General features: G+C 71.0%; 8 protein-coding genes. All 8 read left to right on the forward strand.

Translation table 11 applies throughout. From position 1 onward, the window contains the following. The first annotated feature begins 6 nt into the window (after positions 1–6). A complete protein-coding gene (locus D7Y21_RS08015; RefSeq protein ID WP_121712288.1) occupies positions 7–486 on the forward strand; it encodes a hypothetical protein in 480 nt (159 codons plus the stop codon). Between the two features lie 11 nt (positions 487–497). Then, entirely contained in the window at positions 498–866 is a 369-nt protein-coding gene (locus D7Y21_RS08020) for a GPW/gp25 family protein (RefSeq protein WP_120564344.1), read from the forward strand. Then, a complete protein-coding gene (locus D7Y21_RS08025; RefSeq protein ID WP_121712290.1) occupies positions 863–3,301 on the forward strand; it encodes a baseplate J/gp47 family protein in 2,439 nt (812 codons plus the stop codon). The genes D7Y21_RS08020 and D7Y21_RS08025 overlap by 4 nt, the downstream gene beginning before the upstream one ends. Beyond that, positions 3,298–5,826 (forward strand): baseplate J/gp47 family protein, encoded by a 2,529-nt coding sequence (locus D7Y21_RS08030; protein WP_121712292.1) that lies wholly within the window; start codon positions 3,298–3,300, stop codon positions 5,824–5,826. The genes D7Y21_RS08025 and D7Y21_RS08030 overlap by 4 nt, the downstream gene beginning before the upstream one ends. Further along, on the forward strand, positions 5,823–9,206 hold the full coding sequence (locus D7Y21_RS08035; RefSeq protein ID WP_121712294.1) for a hypothetical protein: 3,384 nt from the start codon (positions 5,823–5,825) through the stop codon (positions 9,204–9,206). The genes D7Y21_RS08030 and D7Y21_RS08035 overlap by 4 nt, the downstream gene beginning before the upstream one ends. A gap of 65 nt (positions 9,207–9,271) precedes the next feature. Then, positions 9,272–13,522, forward strand: a complete 4,251-nt coding sequence (locus D7Y21_RS08040; protein WP_121712296.1) for a DUF6519 domain-containing protein — start codon at positions 9,272–9,274, stop codon at positions 13,520–13,522. Positions 13,523–13,539: 17 nt separating this feature from the next. After that, positions 13,540–14,028 (forward strand): hypothetical protein, encoded by a 489-nt coding sequence (locus tag D7Y21_RS08045; RefSeq protein WP_121712298.1) that lies wholly within the window; start codon positions 13,540–13,542, stop codon positions 14,026–14,028. Between the two features lie 159 nt (positions 14,029–14,187). Further along, positions 14,188–15,590, forward strand: a 1,403-nt coding sequence (locus tag D7Y21_RS08050) for a DUF4157 domain-containing protein (RefSeq protein WP_233612018.1), incomplete at its 3' end; no start/stop codon positions are given.

Consider the following 15,590-nt stretch of genomic DNA (forward strand, 5'->3'; position numbering starts at 1 on the left):
GCGCCCATGCCCCTCGTGTTCGACACGCTCAAGACCCAGCTCGAACAGACCTGGCTCGTCCCGGAGGGCGGCTCCTATCCGCAGGACGTGAACGAGTCCGCGGACCACTTCGCGACCGCGGTGTCCAGCTGGTTCGCGGCGGGGCAGGCGGCGGGGATTCCCTGCGCGACGGCGCTCGCGCGCAAGTCCCAGCTCGCGGCGGCGGCGGCGGGTGCGCTCGCGGCGCAGTCGGCGCAGGCCGCGGGCACGCAGCTGGCCATGGGCGTGGCGGCGTACATGGCGGGCCAGAGCTTCCCGCCCGGGACGGCGTCCTTCCCGACGGCGGCGGGCGCGGCGGTGTCGCAGATGATCTCCGTGTTCTCCGACGTGGACGGGTCGGTGTCGCAGAAGGCGCAGCAGATAGCGACGGCGTGCACGCTGCTCGCGTCCACCACCCTCGTCATCTTCCCCGTTCCCCCTGGCCCGCCGCCCGCGCCCATCACCTGAGGAGGACTCCCATGGCCGATCGCTTCCTCCAGCACCCATTCCGGTTCGGCGCCCAGGGCGGGGTCGCCGTCATCGATGACGCGGACAAGCACCTGCGCGACAAGATCCTCGCGGTCCTGTTCACCGCGCCGGGCGAGCGCGTCAACCGGCCGGACTTCGGCGTGGGCCTGAACCGAGCCGTCTTCGACGAGCTCAATGACCTGACGATTGGAGCGCTGGAGTTCCGCATCTCGCAGTCGCTCCGCCGTGACATCGGCGATGAAATCCTGGTGGACGGCGTCGACGTGGAGGCTTCCCCCGAGGACGGCGAGCTGTGGGTGAAGATCGCCTTCCGCCGCCGCACGGACCGCCTGCCTCGCAACCTGGAGGTGCGGCTGTGACGTCCCCGTGGTTGCAGTGGTCCGGCCGCCATGGGACCTCGTTGTTCCAGGGCATCGACTACCTGGAGCTGAAGCTCCTACCCAACGAGCAGGCGCCCACGTCCGCGACGCTGGTCGTCCACCTCCAGCGGACCTGGGTCGCCCCCAAGTTCTCCGAGAAGAGCTTCGCCATTTCGGGCGGGCTGCGGATCACCGACCTGGGCTTCACCTACGTGGGCGAGGACAGCGCCCAGAAGACCGTCACGCTCGCGCTCTCCAATGTCGGTGATGCGTCCGAGTACACGTTGACGCTGCTTTCCACCGGAGAGGGGCCGAACGGCCCGCGGGTTCATCCCTTCTTCGGAAGCGCGACGTTCGACTTCACGCTGAGCTGCGAGGGCGGCGACTGCCGGCCCCTCACGGAGCAGCCGCCCAGGGCGTTGCAGCCGCGGCCCGCGGTGGACCTGCTCACCAAGGACTTCTCGGGCTTCGTGCAGATGTTCGGCGACTGGGTGCGCGTGAAGAACCCGGCGTGGGCGGACCTCTCGCCCGCGGCCCTGGAGCGCGTGCTCGTGGAGTTGCTCGCGCACCACGGCGACCTGCTGAGCTACTACCAGGACCGCGTCGCCAACGAGGCGTTCGTCGACACGGCCAGCCAGCGGTACTCCCTGCGCCAGCACGCGGAGCTCCTCGGGACGCGCCTGTTCGACGGCACCGCGGCAGAAACGCTCCTCTGCTTCCAGGCCCAGAGCGACGGCTACCTGCCCGTGGGCATCGAGATCACGACCCCGGCCGGGGCGAGCGGCGCGGAGGTGGTGTTCTGGCTCACCGAGCGGTCGCGGGTCCTCACCGCCCACAACGTGCTGCCACTCGCCGCGTGGCCCGGAGCCGACGACGCCATCATCCCCGAGGGCGCGAGCGAGGTGCTCCTCTGGGGCACGGTCGAGAACCTCGGCGTGGGCCAGACGCTCGCGTTCGTGCAGGGCAATTACTTCGCCACGACGCCCCCGGACGCGCCCGTTCCCCCCGCGCAGATCGTGACGATCACCGCCTTCCGCCACGAGCGGCTTCCGGGATGGACGGCCTCCGCGTCGGACGCCCCGCACACGAACGAGTCCGCGGTCACGGTCGTCGCGTTCGAGCCGCCGCTGGCCACCGCGATGCGGCCGGCGTGGGGCGAGCCGGACGCGCTGCGGATCCACGGCAACCTGGGGCGGGCCCGGTTCGGCCGGTCCCGGCAGGACCGCTACGTCCGCTCGGAGACGGCCTTCTCTCGCGACCGCCAGAGCTACGTGCTGGAGCGGCGGCCGGGGTTCTCGCACCTGCTGCTGCGCGCGCTGCGGCTTTCGGAGACGCAGGTCGTGTTCGAGTCCACGGTCACCGCGGCGGGGCTCGCGGGCTCCTCGGTCCGGGTGGAGGTGACGATCGGCTCGGAGAAGTGGCAGCGGGTGGAGCACCTGCATGCTTCCCAGTCCTTCGACAGGCACTTCGTCGCGACCGCCGACGAGGACGGCTCGCTGTGGCTCGAGTTCGGTGATGGCAAGCAGGGGCGCGCCGTCGAGGTGTGGTCCGAGGACGCGCTGAGCCAGGCGCAGCAGCACAGTGAGCAGCTCCCCGGCGACATCGTGGTGGAGTACCGCACGGGCGACGCGGTCGCGGGCAACGTGGGCGCCGGTGTCCTCACGCGCTTCGTGCCCGGCCAGTCCGCCGTGGCCGGCTTCTCCGGGCTGCGCGGGACCAATGTGCTCCCGGGCAGGGGAGGACTCCGGGCCGAGACGCGAGAGGCCGTGCGCCTCCGCATCCCTGCGTCGCTCCGGCATGGCCCTGTCGAGCGCGCCGTCTCGCTCTCCGACTACGCCGTGGCCGCCGGCACCGTGAAGGGCGTGGGGCGCGCGACCGCCAGACTCCTGGGCGGACCCTTCAACGCGGTGCTCGTCCTGGTGGATCCGGAAGGACAGACCGGGCTCTCCGAGCCGCTCCGGCAGGCGGTGTTCGACCGCATCGACGCGCTGCGCATGACGGGGCGGGAGCACTTCGTGAGCGCCGCGGAGTACGTGCCCATCGACGTGCGGCTCGGCATCTGCGTCGAGCCGGGGGCGCTGCCCTATCGCGTGCGCTCGGCGGTCCTCGCGGCGCTGCGGCCCGGCTCCAACGCCAACCCGGGCTACTTCCACCCGGACCGGCTGAGCTTCAGTGACGGGCTGGAGGTCGGGGAGTTGCTCGCGTTCGTGCAGCGCATCCCGGGCGTGCGGTCGGTCAAGGCGCTCCGCTTCCGCAAGCTCAAGGTGCTGTCCGCGAATGAGGTCGAGTCGCGCATCACGCTCGCGCCGACGGAGGTCGTCCGCAACGACGGCGACGACGATTTGCCGGACTACGGCAAGTTGAAGGTCCTCGTGGTCGGGCTCGACGCGGGCGTGACCGAGAAGGACTTCGTCATCGAGGAGGTCGCCCCGTGAGCCGCCCACCGCGCTTCCGCACCGCGTACTCCACCACGGGCGAGCCGCTCGCGGGCCGGACCGTGCTCGACTACCTGCCGGACGAGTTCGCCGACCTCCTCGACGAGCAGCGCACGCTGGCCTCGCACGAGCTGGGCTTTCCGCCCTCCACCGCGCAGGGCGACTTCGCCGGCACGCTCATGGAGCTGGCGGCGCTCCTCGGCCACACGCTGGGCGCCTACCAGGACCGGTACGCGAACGACGCCTTCCTGGGCACGGCGCTCACGGCGAAGGCGCTGGTGCGCCACGGACGCCGCCTCGGCTACGAGCCTGGGCCGGGCCTGGCGGCCACCGGGTACGTGTTGCTGACCCTCAAGGACGGCGTGTCCGGCACCGTGCTCCGGGGCCTGGGGATGGGCTCGGCGGCCGTGGGCGAGAAGAAGGCGCAGGACTACGAGACGACCGAGGACCTGGCCGTCAGCGCGTCGTGGAGCGAGCTCTTCCCGTACGACGCGCTCGCGGTCCTGCCGCTCTCCGGCAAGTCGACGTTCGAGGTGGAGGGGACGGGGCTCGGCATCGAGCAGGGCGGCTTCGTGGTCATCGAGCGGGGGACCACGCTCTCCGCGCACGAGGTGAGCGCTCCGCCCGTGGAGGGTGGGGGACGGACGCGGCTCACGGTGAAGCAGCCCCTCACCGGCAGCGACAACAGCTTCCCGGGCGCCGTCGTCTGGGCGAAGCCCGCGCACGACCTGCATCTCTTCGGCTGGGACACGCCGGCCTCATCGTTCACGGAGGCGGAGCTGCGGGGTGGGGCCCTGCCCACCAATCCCGCGTCGTACCCAGCCCACGGCTACACCGTGACGCCCGCGAACAGCTCGAGCGAGGCGTACGACCTCTATCTGTCCGAGGAGCTCAAGAAGTCGGTCATCGGCACTCCCGGGGTTCGCGTCACCAGCTCGGGGCCGTCGGCGCTCAAGGTCACGACGGAGGTGTCGAGGAACGTCACGTTCTCCAAGGTCCGCCACGTGGTCGTCCAGATTCCGGTGGACCCCACGAAGCCGAACGAGGCCCAGGTCACCGTGCTCAATGAGAAGCCCACCGTGAGCGTGGCGAGGACCGTGACCGCCATCCAGGCGACGGCGGGCGGCACGACCCTGACGCGGAGCGGGCAGGACATCCGGACCAGCCGGTGGCTCCTCGGCTTCGGCGTGAAGGCCTCCCTGGTCGCGACCGGGCCCAATCCGGCGGCCATCACCCAGCCCGGCTCGACGCCCGTCCGGCTCGACCGTCTGGTCGCGGACCTGGAGCCCGGCCGGCGGGTGGCGCTGGGAGAGCGCACGGGCGGAGCGCGTTACGAAATCGTGCGCATCACGTCGGTGGGCACGTGGGCGGATGGAAACAGCACCGTCCGGACGCAGCTCACCTGGGAGCCCGTGGAGCCGCCCGTGGCGGGCGCTCCCTGGACGTTCGGGGCGCTTCGCATCCTGGGCAACGTCGCGCGCATCTCCCACGGGAAGACCGCGTCGGAGGTGCTGGGTGGCTCGGATGGGAGCACGCCCTTCCTGCGCTTCCCGCTCAAGCAGAAGCCGCTCACGTACCTGCCCTCGCTGGACGGCGCGGAGCCCGAGCTGGAGGTCCGCGTGGCGGACGTCCTGTGGCACCGCGTCGTGGACTTCGTGGCGTCTTCACCGGAGGACCGGTGCTACCTCGTCCAGCGCGACGAGACCGGCACGGTCAGCGTGGTGTTCGGAGACGGCCTCCAGGGCGCCATTCCTTCCTCCGGGAGGAACCACATCGTCGCGACGTACCGCATCGGCATCGGTCCGGACGGCGACGCAGAAGCCTTCGCCGTGAGCCGGCTCAAGAAGTCGCATCCCCTGGTGGAGCGGGTGGCGAACCCCCTCTCGGTGAAGGGTGGCGTGGCCCCGGCCGAGCCCGAAGAGGTGCGCACGCAGGCAACGGGCTACATCCGGACGTTCGACCGCGCCGTCTCCGTGGAGGACCACAAGCAGCTCGCGCTGCAGTTCCCGGGCATCGTGAAGGCGAGCGCGGAGTGGACGAAGCTCGAGGGCGGCGCGGAGGGGATCCGCGTGGTGGTCGCCGACGCGAAGGGCACGGCGGCGACCGCGTCCCAGTTGAAGGACTTCCTCCAGGCCCGCCGTGACACCACGGTGCTGCTGGACGTGGTGGGCCCGGAGCTCGTCGAGCTCAAGCTCAAGCTGACCGTGGAGAGCGACCCGGCGTACCTGCGGGAGAGCGTCGAGCGTGCGGTGCGCGACGCGCTCTGCGGCACGTCGAAGGACGCGCCGGGCCTGTTCGCCTTCGAGGCCCGCGACCTGGGACAGCCCGCGTTCCTGAGCGAGCTCTACGAGCGCATCGAGCGTGCACCCGGCGTGCTCTTCGTCCAGCTGCACCTGTTCGACACCCTCGAAGAGGTCGGCAAGGGCCAGCCCCCGCGAGTGGCCGACACCGTCATCGCGTGGCCAAACCAGATGCTCGTGCTCGCGCCCCAGGACATCGAAATCCTCTCTCCGGAGCTCCCATGAGCGGCGAAGGCGGCGACACCCCCACGCTCGACCCCGGCGTCCGTGCCCTGGTCACGGACCTGCTCTATTCGCACCTGCCGGCGCTCTACCGCGTCGTCGACATGGCCGAGGGGACACGCGAGCCCCAGAAGTCGCTCGCGCCCCGGGGCGTGGAGGAGCTCTACAAGTTCCTGCGCATCCTCGCCGCGCCCATCGCGCGGACGCGGCAGAACATCGAGGAGCTGCACGCGGACCTCTTCATCGACAAGAGCGCGGATTGGGTCCTCCCGTACCTGGCGGACATGATCGGGATGCGGCTCGTCTTCCCGGATGCCCCGTCCAACCGGCGCGACGTGCGCGGCACGGTGGGCTGGCGTCGCCGCAAGGGCACCCCCACCATGTTGGAGGAGATGGCGGGAGACCTCTCCGGCCAGCTGGCGGTGAGCCGCGAGGGATGGAAGCGGATCCTGCTCGCCCAGGACCTCGACCTCTACCGGCCCGAGCGGACGATCGCCGGGCTGAGAGAGGCGACGATCGCCGAACGTGCGTCGGGCCCGCTCGACACCGCGTTCCACGCCGTGGATCCGCGCCGCATTGGCCGGACCACCGGGCGCTACCACCCCAAGCACGTCGCGCATTGGCTGTACCCGACGAAGCTGTTTCCCGTCACGGAGGGAACGGCGAGGGACCGCACGCGCTACGGCGGCGGCGGTGTGCCCGAGGTGGACTACCGGTTCGCCTTCAACCCCCTGGGCGACGACGTGCCCCTCCGGGTGCGGCGCGCCTCGGCCGAGGACACGCTCGCGGGAGATCGCGTGCCGCCCCTCCACTTCGGAGCGAGCCCGGGCGACTACTTCGACCAGGAGGGTGGCAGTGGCGCGCGCTTCACGGTGCGCTTCACGGGCCTGCCCGCCGCCGTCGCCAGTGCCACGAAGGAGGCGCGGGCCTCCATCCGCCTGCCCGCGGAGCGCGCGCTCGCCGCGGACCTCTGTGACGTGCTGCTCCTGTCGCACGTGGCGGAGCGGTTGTCGTCGCCGGTCCGGGTGGGGGTGATGGCCGTGCCGCTCACCGGCGCGGACGCCAACGTGCCGAACACCGCCGGGGGCATGCTTCGCGGAGAGGTGCGCATCGAGGCGCGCGGTGGGACGTCGTCCCTTGGCGTGGCCGGGCCCGTGGCGGGCCCGTATGCCGTGATGCTGCGGCTCGTGGCGGACGGGGGCGCGGGGTACTTCCCGGGTGCCGTCATCGAAGTCGCCTGCCGCGCTCCCTCGGCCTCGATGCCGCCCGCGGATCCGCGCCTCGCCACGATGGGGTTCCTCGCGGGCGCGCTCACCGTGGAGCTCCCCGCGACGTGGGTGGTGGGGGAGCGGTGGCTGTTCGTCGCGGCGGACGGCAGCGTGTACGACGCCGACCCTGCCGGCACCCCGCTGACCGTCACATCCGAAGGGCTGCGTCTGCCCGGTGAGGCACTGTCGGCCGGGCCGGGGCCGGCGTGGCCGCCCTTGCCGCTCACCTCCGAGCCCGAGCCGTGGCGGAGCATTCCCTCCGCGACCGCGCGGGGGCCAGTGGTCGTCCACGGTCCACGTGCGCTCGACGTGACCGGTGCGCCGGTGGTGGCGGGCAATGCCGTGGCGCTGCGGCTGGCGTTCGCGCTCCGGATCAAGAGCCGCATCCACCCGTTCCTCCAGCTGGCGTGGACCGGCCCGGACGCCACGGCGGTGACCGCGTGGAAGGCCTTCAAGGAGGACGGCACCGACGTGACGACGGCGGCGGAGCTGCGAGCGGCGTGGAGGTTCTTCGCGCAGGAGTCCGCGGCCTCGCGGGACGACGCCGAGCTCTGGCTCAGGTTGGAGTCCGACACGCAGCGCATCCTCCTGCCGTCCTGCGAGGTGTCCTTCACGAGCGACCAGGGCGAGGCGGTGCTCATCCACCTTCCGGCGCTCGAGACGAAGGTGCCGCCGCTCGCGGGCTGGTCTCCGTCGCTCGCCTTCGCGAGCGAGGCCGTGTCGGTGAGGCTCGACGGCTCGACGGTCTGGGCCGGCAGCCTGCAGGTGGCGCGCTTCGCGTGTGGGGCCATCACCCCCATTCGCGAGGCGAAGACGCTCCGCCGCCGACAGATCCGGCAGCGCACGCTGTGCTGGTGGAAGAACGAGGATCCGATGAACCCCCAGCTCGGCCTCGCAACACCCGCGGGCTGCCTGGACATCGATCCCGCTCACGGCCTGTTCTCCTTCGCGAAGACCGAACCCGCGGCGCCGTTCACCGTGGCGTCGGTGCACACGGGGGCCACTGGCTGGCCGCCGAGCGCGGTCACGGTCGACTATCTGGAGGGGTATTCGTTCCACACGGGGGCCCGCCCTGATGCGCGTGAGCCCCTGCTCGCCGAGGAGCTGCCCGCGCCGACGCGGCTCGTGCTTCGAGGGGGCAGCCTGCACCGGGACGCGCCCCTCTCGTACCAGTCCCTCCCGCGCTACTCGACGCTCGGGGAGGCGCTCGCCGCCGTCGTCGCCGATGGTGTGAAGGCGGCGAAGCACGAAGTCATCCAGTTCGAGGACAGCGCGACGTACGCGGAGAGCGCGCTGGTCTGGCCGGCCAACGTGACGTCGCTGACCCTCCAGGCGGCGGAGCTCCACCGGCCCGTCATCCTGCTCGGCGCGGCGTGGGCGAGCGGCGCGCCCCCGACGTACGAGAAGCTGACGCTGCACGGGCTCGCCATCCGGCAGACCACCTATCCGGGGTCGCCGCCGGTTCCGGCCACGGTGGCGCTGGATCCGCCACCCGCCAGACAGGTCGAGGTGCGGTTCTGCTCCGCGCTGGCGCCCCACGACCTCTGGAGGTTCACGGCCGCGGCTGGCTCGGACACGGAGATCCGTCTCTTCCGCTGCCTCGCGCCGAGGCTCCAGGTGAATGGGGCCGCCTCCGTCATGGTGGAGGAGAGCGTGCTCGACGCCGCGGGCGGCGTGGCCGTCCAGGCCATCGACAGCGAGGTCCGCTTCGAGCGCTCGACGGTGGCGGCCGTGCGCGCGGACCTGGGCGGGGGCGCCTCGGTGGACGTGCGCGTCATCGAGGCGAGCGAGAGCCTCTTCACCGACGTGGCGCGCGCGCGCGACCGGTTCCACGGCTGCGTCCGCTACAGCCGCGTGGAGCCGGAGAGCCTGCTGCCACGCAGGCATCGCGTCACGGAGGACCTCGCCCTTTTCGTCACGCGCGACCGGACCGACGCCGCGCACCTCCGTCTGTCCGAGGAGTGCCCGAGGTCCATCACGCGCGGCGCGGAGGACGGCTCGGAGATGGGAGCGTTCCACGGCGCGCGCTTCGCGCAGCGGGGCGACGCGTTGCTCACGAGGTTGATCGAATACACCCCCGCGGGGCTCCAGACCGGGCTCCTGCGGATGGACTAGCGCGCCGGGCCACTGGGTTCGGCGAGACCTGAGACACCGGGAAGAGGACGGTTGAGAGAGCGACCATGAAAGGCGACTTCACCAGAGGCCATCGTCCTGATGCCAAGCGCAAGGAGAAGTACCGGCGCGTGCTCCTGCAGGAGGGGCGGCTCGTTCTGGACAGCGATGTCGCGGCCAGCGTGGATGCGGCCGACACGCTGATCCGCGACCTCGCGTCGGACGTGGGCTGCGAGCAGGGCAGCCCGAACCTGGGCTACCTCGCGACGCCGGGCCCGCTCCTGGCGGTGTTCGAGACGCTCGACGGCGTGACGCTGCCCGCACCGGGCGGCGCGTTCGTGGCGTACCGCGACTACGGCGCGAAGTACCACGAGCGGTTCCCGTCCCTGTACGTGGGGGCGCACGCGGCGGGCGGCTTCGTGCAGATCCGCGCCCGCCGCAAGCTCGCCAAGGCCCGGTATCCGAAGGTCCGCCTCTGGCTGCGGGCCAACGCGAACGTGGAGGTGCGGATCCACAACGTCAGCGCGGGCGTCCTCAACGTCAACGACGCGACGAACTTCAAGTTCTACGACGTGCAGGTGCCCGCGGGCGCACCCGCCGAGTACGACACCCTCGAGATCGGCTTCTCCGCGGCGGGCGCCGCGAACGAGGCGTGGATCGGCTTCATCGAGGGCTTCGAGCCCGCCACCAAGGCCCCGCTGTTCTCGTACACGCGCGGCCGGTACTACCTGCAAGGCCTCGGGGTCGAGTCGGCGGACGACGGGATGTTCTGGGAGTCCACCTTCCCGACGAGCAAGGGCTTCCCGGCGGGAGACACGCTGCCCGTCGCGGGGAGCTACGTGGTCGCCTACCTGGAAGGGTGGGAGCGGCTCATCACGCGCATCGAGGACGGCGGAATCCTGGAGCAGGCGCTGGGCGGCGTGCTCGACACGACGGTGCGCTCGAAGGCGGTGGGCCAGGTCAAGCTCGCCGTCTTCGCGAACGACGGCGGCAATCCGCTCACGGGCAAGGACGACGTGCCGGCCGCCTTCGCGAAGGTCGACGCGGGCACCGGCAAGCTGAAGCTCACCACCAAGGTGGCGCCGGACAACCTGGACCCCTGCGCGATTCCCGAAGCCGGCGGCTACACGGGCGCGGACAACCGCTTCTACCGGTTCGAGGTGCACAAGGGCGGCGCGCTCGGGAACGTCGAAATCAAGTGGTCGAAGAACAACGGCTCGGACGTGTTCGCCGTCGCCTCCGTGGCGAACACGCTCACGAACCTGACGCTCGCGCCCGGCGCCGAGGTGAAGGACGGTGACCTCATCGAGCTGCTCGATGAGACCGACGACCTGGGCGACGCCGCCCCCGCGGAGGTCGCGCTCGCGGCGAAGTCGTTCAGGGCCTCGCAGCGCTCGGTGGGGCAGCTCTTCTACGCGGAGACGACGGCCACCTCCGGGCAGCTCAAGCTGCGCGACCCGGTGACGCGGCTGCCGGTGAACGTGCCGGCGGACTTCGCCAACAAGGACAAGGCGCCCCGGAAGGTGCGGGTCTGGCACGGCCTCCTCGTCACGAAGCCCAAGGTGATGGGGGATCCGCCCGTCACCGCGTTCGACCTGGGCGATGGCATCGTCATCGAGCTCACCGGCGCGGCCTTCCGCCCGGGGGACTACTGGCAGCACGAAGCGCGCAAGATCAAGGACAACCAGAATGGCCTCTGGCAGGAGTCGCCCCACGGTCCGGAGCGGCTGTTCGCGCCGCTGGCGCTGTTCCGGTACACGGGCGAGTCCGCGCCGCTCGAGCTGGTGCGCTGGTACGACCACCAGTACTCGGCGCTCTGCGAGCTGAACGCGGACGACATCGCCTACGACGGCGGCAAGGTCGGCACCAACGCGGACACCGTGCAGGAGGCGCTGGACGAGCTGTACGCGAAGGAGGACGGCGGCTGCTGTGACGTGTCGCTGTCTCCGTCCGAGAACCATGGGGACGACACCGCTCGCATCCAGCAGGCCATCGATGAGGCCATCGATGGTGCGACCCTCTGCCTGGAGCGCGGCATCTACCGGATCCACGGGACGCTGAACGTCATCGGGAGGCGGGTGACGCTCGCTGGATGCCCGCACGCGACGCTGCTCGGCTTCGGGGGGGACGCGCCGGTGTTCTACGTGCATGGGGACGCGCGCCTCACCCTGCGCGATCTCCTTGTCTTCCGGCGCGAGGTTTCGGGGCCGCTCGTGCAGCTCACGCTGTCCGGGGGAATGCCGGGGAGCAAGGGGCGCGAACAGCTCGTCCCGACGCAGCTCTGGCTGGAGGGGACCGCGCTGGTCCATGCCGGGGAAGAAGGCGTCGCGATCCAGGTCGCCAAGCCCGAGCTGCCGGTCTTCAAGCCCGAGGAGCCGACGCCGTTCGTGGTGTACCCCGATGCCCGGGGGACCACGTCCATCCGCGCCGAGGAGTCGATCCTCCTGGGCGCGTGGGGCGTCGCCGCGGAGTACGTGTTCATGACCGAGCTCATCGAGTCGGTGGTGGTCGGCGAGAAGGCTGGCTTCTACGCCAAGGGGGCAGGAGGCCTGCGGCTCCGGCGCTCCTCGTTCCAGGGCTGGCTGGACGTGGAGCGCCGCAAGGTGCTCATCGACGCGGCGGACGAGGACCTCGAGAAGACGGTCACGAAGCTCATCGAAACGGAGGCGGGAGGCTTCAGCGCGGAGAGCGTCGGCATCGGGGTGAGCGGGATCGACTACTGGCGATGCGAATTCGAGCGGTGCACGTTCGCCTGCGGAAGTCCGGTGCTCATCGGGTACCTGTCGTCCGACCTGGTCTCGGCCGGCAACGAGTATGTGGGCTCGTACGCAGGCATCCGGGTCGACTTCCTGTACCAGTGCCGGCTGTCCGGGGACCGGTTCTCCACGTCCGGCGCGGCCGGGCTCTGGCTGCCATGGGTGACCAGCTCCCTGGAGGTCGAGGGGTGCACGTTCACGGGCCCGCGCGGCATCCTCTTCGCGGCCTCGGCTGATACCAGCCCGCTGCCTGTCCTGGAGTCTACGTATCCCTCGCTCGCCGGGATTGGCATCCACGACAACCAGTTCCTGTCCTATCTCGCGGGGGTCCAGTTCGGACCGAGCCTCGTCCAGCAGAAGGAGGGCGCAAGCCCGCCCGTGGTGAACATGGAGGGGATCGCGGTGACGGCGAACGTCTTCAGCGATACCACCGTGGGCGTTGCCTGCACGCTCCTCGCTCCGCCGCCCTGGGAGCAGGAGCAGGAGGTGCGCACCCAACGGCTGCGCATCGCGGACAACCAGATCGACGCCGCGGTCGGGGTGCTCGCGCTGGGGAATGACGTGGTCGTGCAGAGCAACACCGTGCGCGGCCAGCAGACGATCGTCTCCGAAGACGTGCTCGGCCTGCCAATGCGCAAAGCGAGGCAGGTGGGCCTCTACCTGTCGGATGGCGGGTACCTGTCCGTCCAGGACAACGTCATCACGCTGAGCACGGAGTTGCCGCCCGACGAGGGCGGGACCGTGGGCATCCTGCTCTACGAGCGTTGGACCGAAGGTGATCGCGACGGCATCGTGGTCCAGGGCAACACGGTGACCGCGTCCGCTCCGTTCTGGGCCCCCGAGGGAGAGACGGGCGCTGGGACCACCTGGCTCCTCCTGGAGGCGAACCGCTTCACCGGGTTGGGATGCAGGAGCGAGCAGCTCTACGAGAGCACCCTGCGGAGCAATGTCGTCACGGGCGGGTTCCAGATCACGATGGGGGGCGGCAACGTCGTGTCCGGCAACCGGCTGCTGCCGCTCTGGAACAGCCACATCGCGCTCATCATCACCCGTGCGTGGGGTGACTGGCAGATCGAGGACAACCGCGCCGAGGGGAGCATCCTGTTCTTCCCCTACACCTACACATCGTCCGGCGTGGCGAGCTCGTCCCCGCGGTTCATCGAGTCCCTGCAGCCGTGGGTGGCACCCGCGAACACGGTCTACAGGGGCACGGTCCGGGTCGCGGAGGTCCAGCCGATCTTCCAGACCTATCTGAAGGCGCTCGCCACGGCCGCCGTCGAGAAGGAGTACTCGTACAACGCGCAGGTGGAGGGGAACTGGGTGACGGCGGATCTCGTCGTCGGCTGGCCGAACGCGACCGTCAAGTCGCCGTATGACACGTATCCACCGGCGGTCGCGGACTCGTACTCGGGGCTCCAGATCGTGGGCAACCGGGCCGGCAGCGTGCTCGTCACGAACGCGTACAGCCGGATCGTGTTCGCGCACAACTTCGCGACGGACTTCAACATCTCGGGCTGGAGCCAGGCCGGGATCATCACTGCTCCGAACTACAACGCACCCTGACGGAAAGGACGCACTTCATGCGACCGACGCAGAACATGAAGAAGGCCTTGAAGCTCCCCGGGGGCAGCGCCCCCCGTCCCCAGCGGCCCGCGCCCAAGAACCCTGGCGCGCCCGTGGCCGCGCGGCGAGAACAGCTGGAGCAGAGGCTCAAGTCGATTCGCGAGCTCTCGGGCAGCGCCATGCTGACGCAGACGATGACCGCTGGGCGGGAGGTCATCCAGGAGCTCGCGAAGGCCGCGCTGCAGGGCAAGAAGGACGTCCCGCAGACCCCGCCGACCAATACCCCGACGAAGCTGCCCACCAAGGCGGAGGTCGCGAAGATAGAAGAGGCCGAACGCAAGGCGCTCGAGGCCTGGACGGGCATCGAGAAGGACGCGCAGGAGCGGATCGCGCTCCGCATCCGCCGGGGTGAGGCGAGGGTGCGGGCGCTGACCGCCTATCAGTCCGCGCGCGCTCGCGGGCTGGGGGGACCGAAGAGCCAGCCGCCGAAGCCGGTGAAAGGCTGACAGCGGGTGGGACGTCCGGCCGCGAAGACTCCGGCGCCTGTGAATGCGCCGAGTGCGGCGGTACCCGCGTCGCGGGCCGCTGAAGCCGCCGGTGTGTCCCACGCGGCCGAGCCGGGCTTCTCGGGGGGCAGTCCTCTGGGCCCCTCGACCCGGTCGCGGATGGAGGGCGCCTTTGGGCGCTCATTCGACGGGGTGCGCGTGCACACGGATGCTCGCGCGTCGGGCTTCGCCGCCGAGCACCAGGCCGAGGCCGTCACCACCGGACAGGACATCGCCTTCGGGACGTCGAAGTACCGCCCCGGCACCGAGGGCGGCGACAGGCTGCTCGCGCACGAGCTGACCCACGTCGTGCAGCAGGGCAACTCCGCGCGCGGGGCGCCCCAGGCCAAGAGCGAGGTCTCCACTCCGAACGAGCCGGCCGAGATGCAGGCCGACGCGGCCGCCACCCGGGTGATGTCGGGGCAGCCGGCTGGCGTCACCGCGGGCGGCTATTCGGGGTCGACGCGGAACCGGCTGATGCGCAAGGCGCTGTCCGGCGCGAGCGTGCCGGTGCCAGGCAATGCCGCGGAGACCGCCGGGCCGACGGAGGCCAAATCCGCCAACGGCCCCGAAGTCACGGGCGGGCCGCCAGGGAAGAAGCGAAAGAAGCCCGAGGCGGCGGGGGTGGAGGCGGAAGCAGGCGAGGCTGGGAAGGAGCAGGAGAAGGCGCCGGGAGCAGAGGGCGCTGGCGCGGAAGGAAAGACGTCCGCGGATCGGCAGGCCGGCGTGGAGGAGCCCGCGCCCGCCCGGAAGACGCAGGAAGGGACGCAGGGCGCCAGAGCGGCCGTGGGCGGTGGTCTCGCCGGAAGGCTCGCGCAGTCGCTGCGGGCGAAGGTGACGCGGGGAGAGGAGAAGCCCGCGCTGTCGCCCGGAGCGAACGAAACGCTCCGAGAAGCGGCGGAGTCCGGCAGGGCGCCTGGAGCCACCGGAGCGAAGCAGGACGAAGGCAAGGCCGCTAAAGCCAGTACGGCCGGAGTCCTGGCGCCTGAAGCAAAGGCCCCCGGTGATGTGGCCAGGCCGCGTGAGACGAAGGCCGCGGAGACAACGCCGGTTGAAGCGAAGGCGGGTGTCGATGGGAAGGCGCCCGGAGCGCCCGTCGAAGGCAAGGCAGGTGTTGCCGGGAAGGAGCCCGGAGCGCCCGTCGAAGGCAAGGCAGGTGTTGCCGGGAAGGAGCCCGGAGCGCCCGGTGCGGGCAAGGCCGAGGACAAGGGGCAGGATGGAAAAGGCGCCGAAGCGGAGGGCGCGGCGACAGGTGGGAAGGGCGCCGAGAAGAAGCCGGGATCGCCCGACGAAGGGAAGGCCCTCGCGGGAGAGAAGGAAGAGGGCGCCAGGAAGGGTAAGGGCGGCGACGCGAGCGCGAAGGCCGAGGGCCAGTCCAAGGCCCGGCAGGGCGTTCCCGGTGATGTGAAGAAGGCCCTCGAAGGCGCGAGCGAGAAGGGCCCGGCGGGTGCCTCACCGGCGACAGCGGAGCGCGAGCCCGCCGCGGCCGGTGGGGGCGGAGGAGGCGGCTGTCTCTTATACAC

This window comes from Corallococcus sp. AB045, assembly GCF_003668895.1.
GTDB classification, from domain to species: domain Bacteria; phylum Myxococcota; class Myxococcia; order Myxococcales; family Myxococcaceae; genus Corallococcus; species Corallococcus coralloides.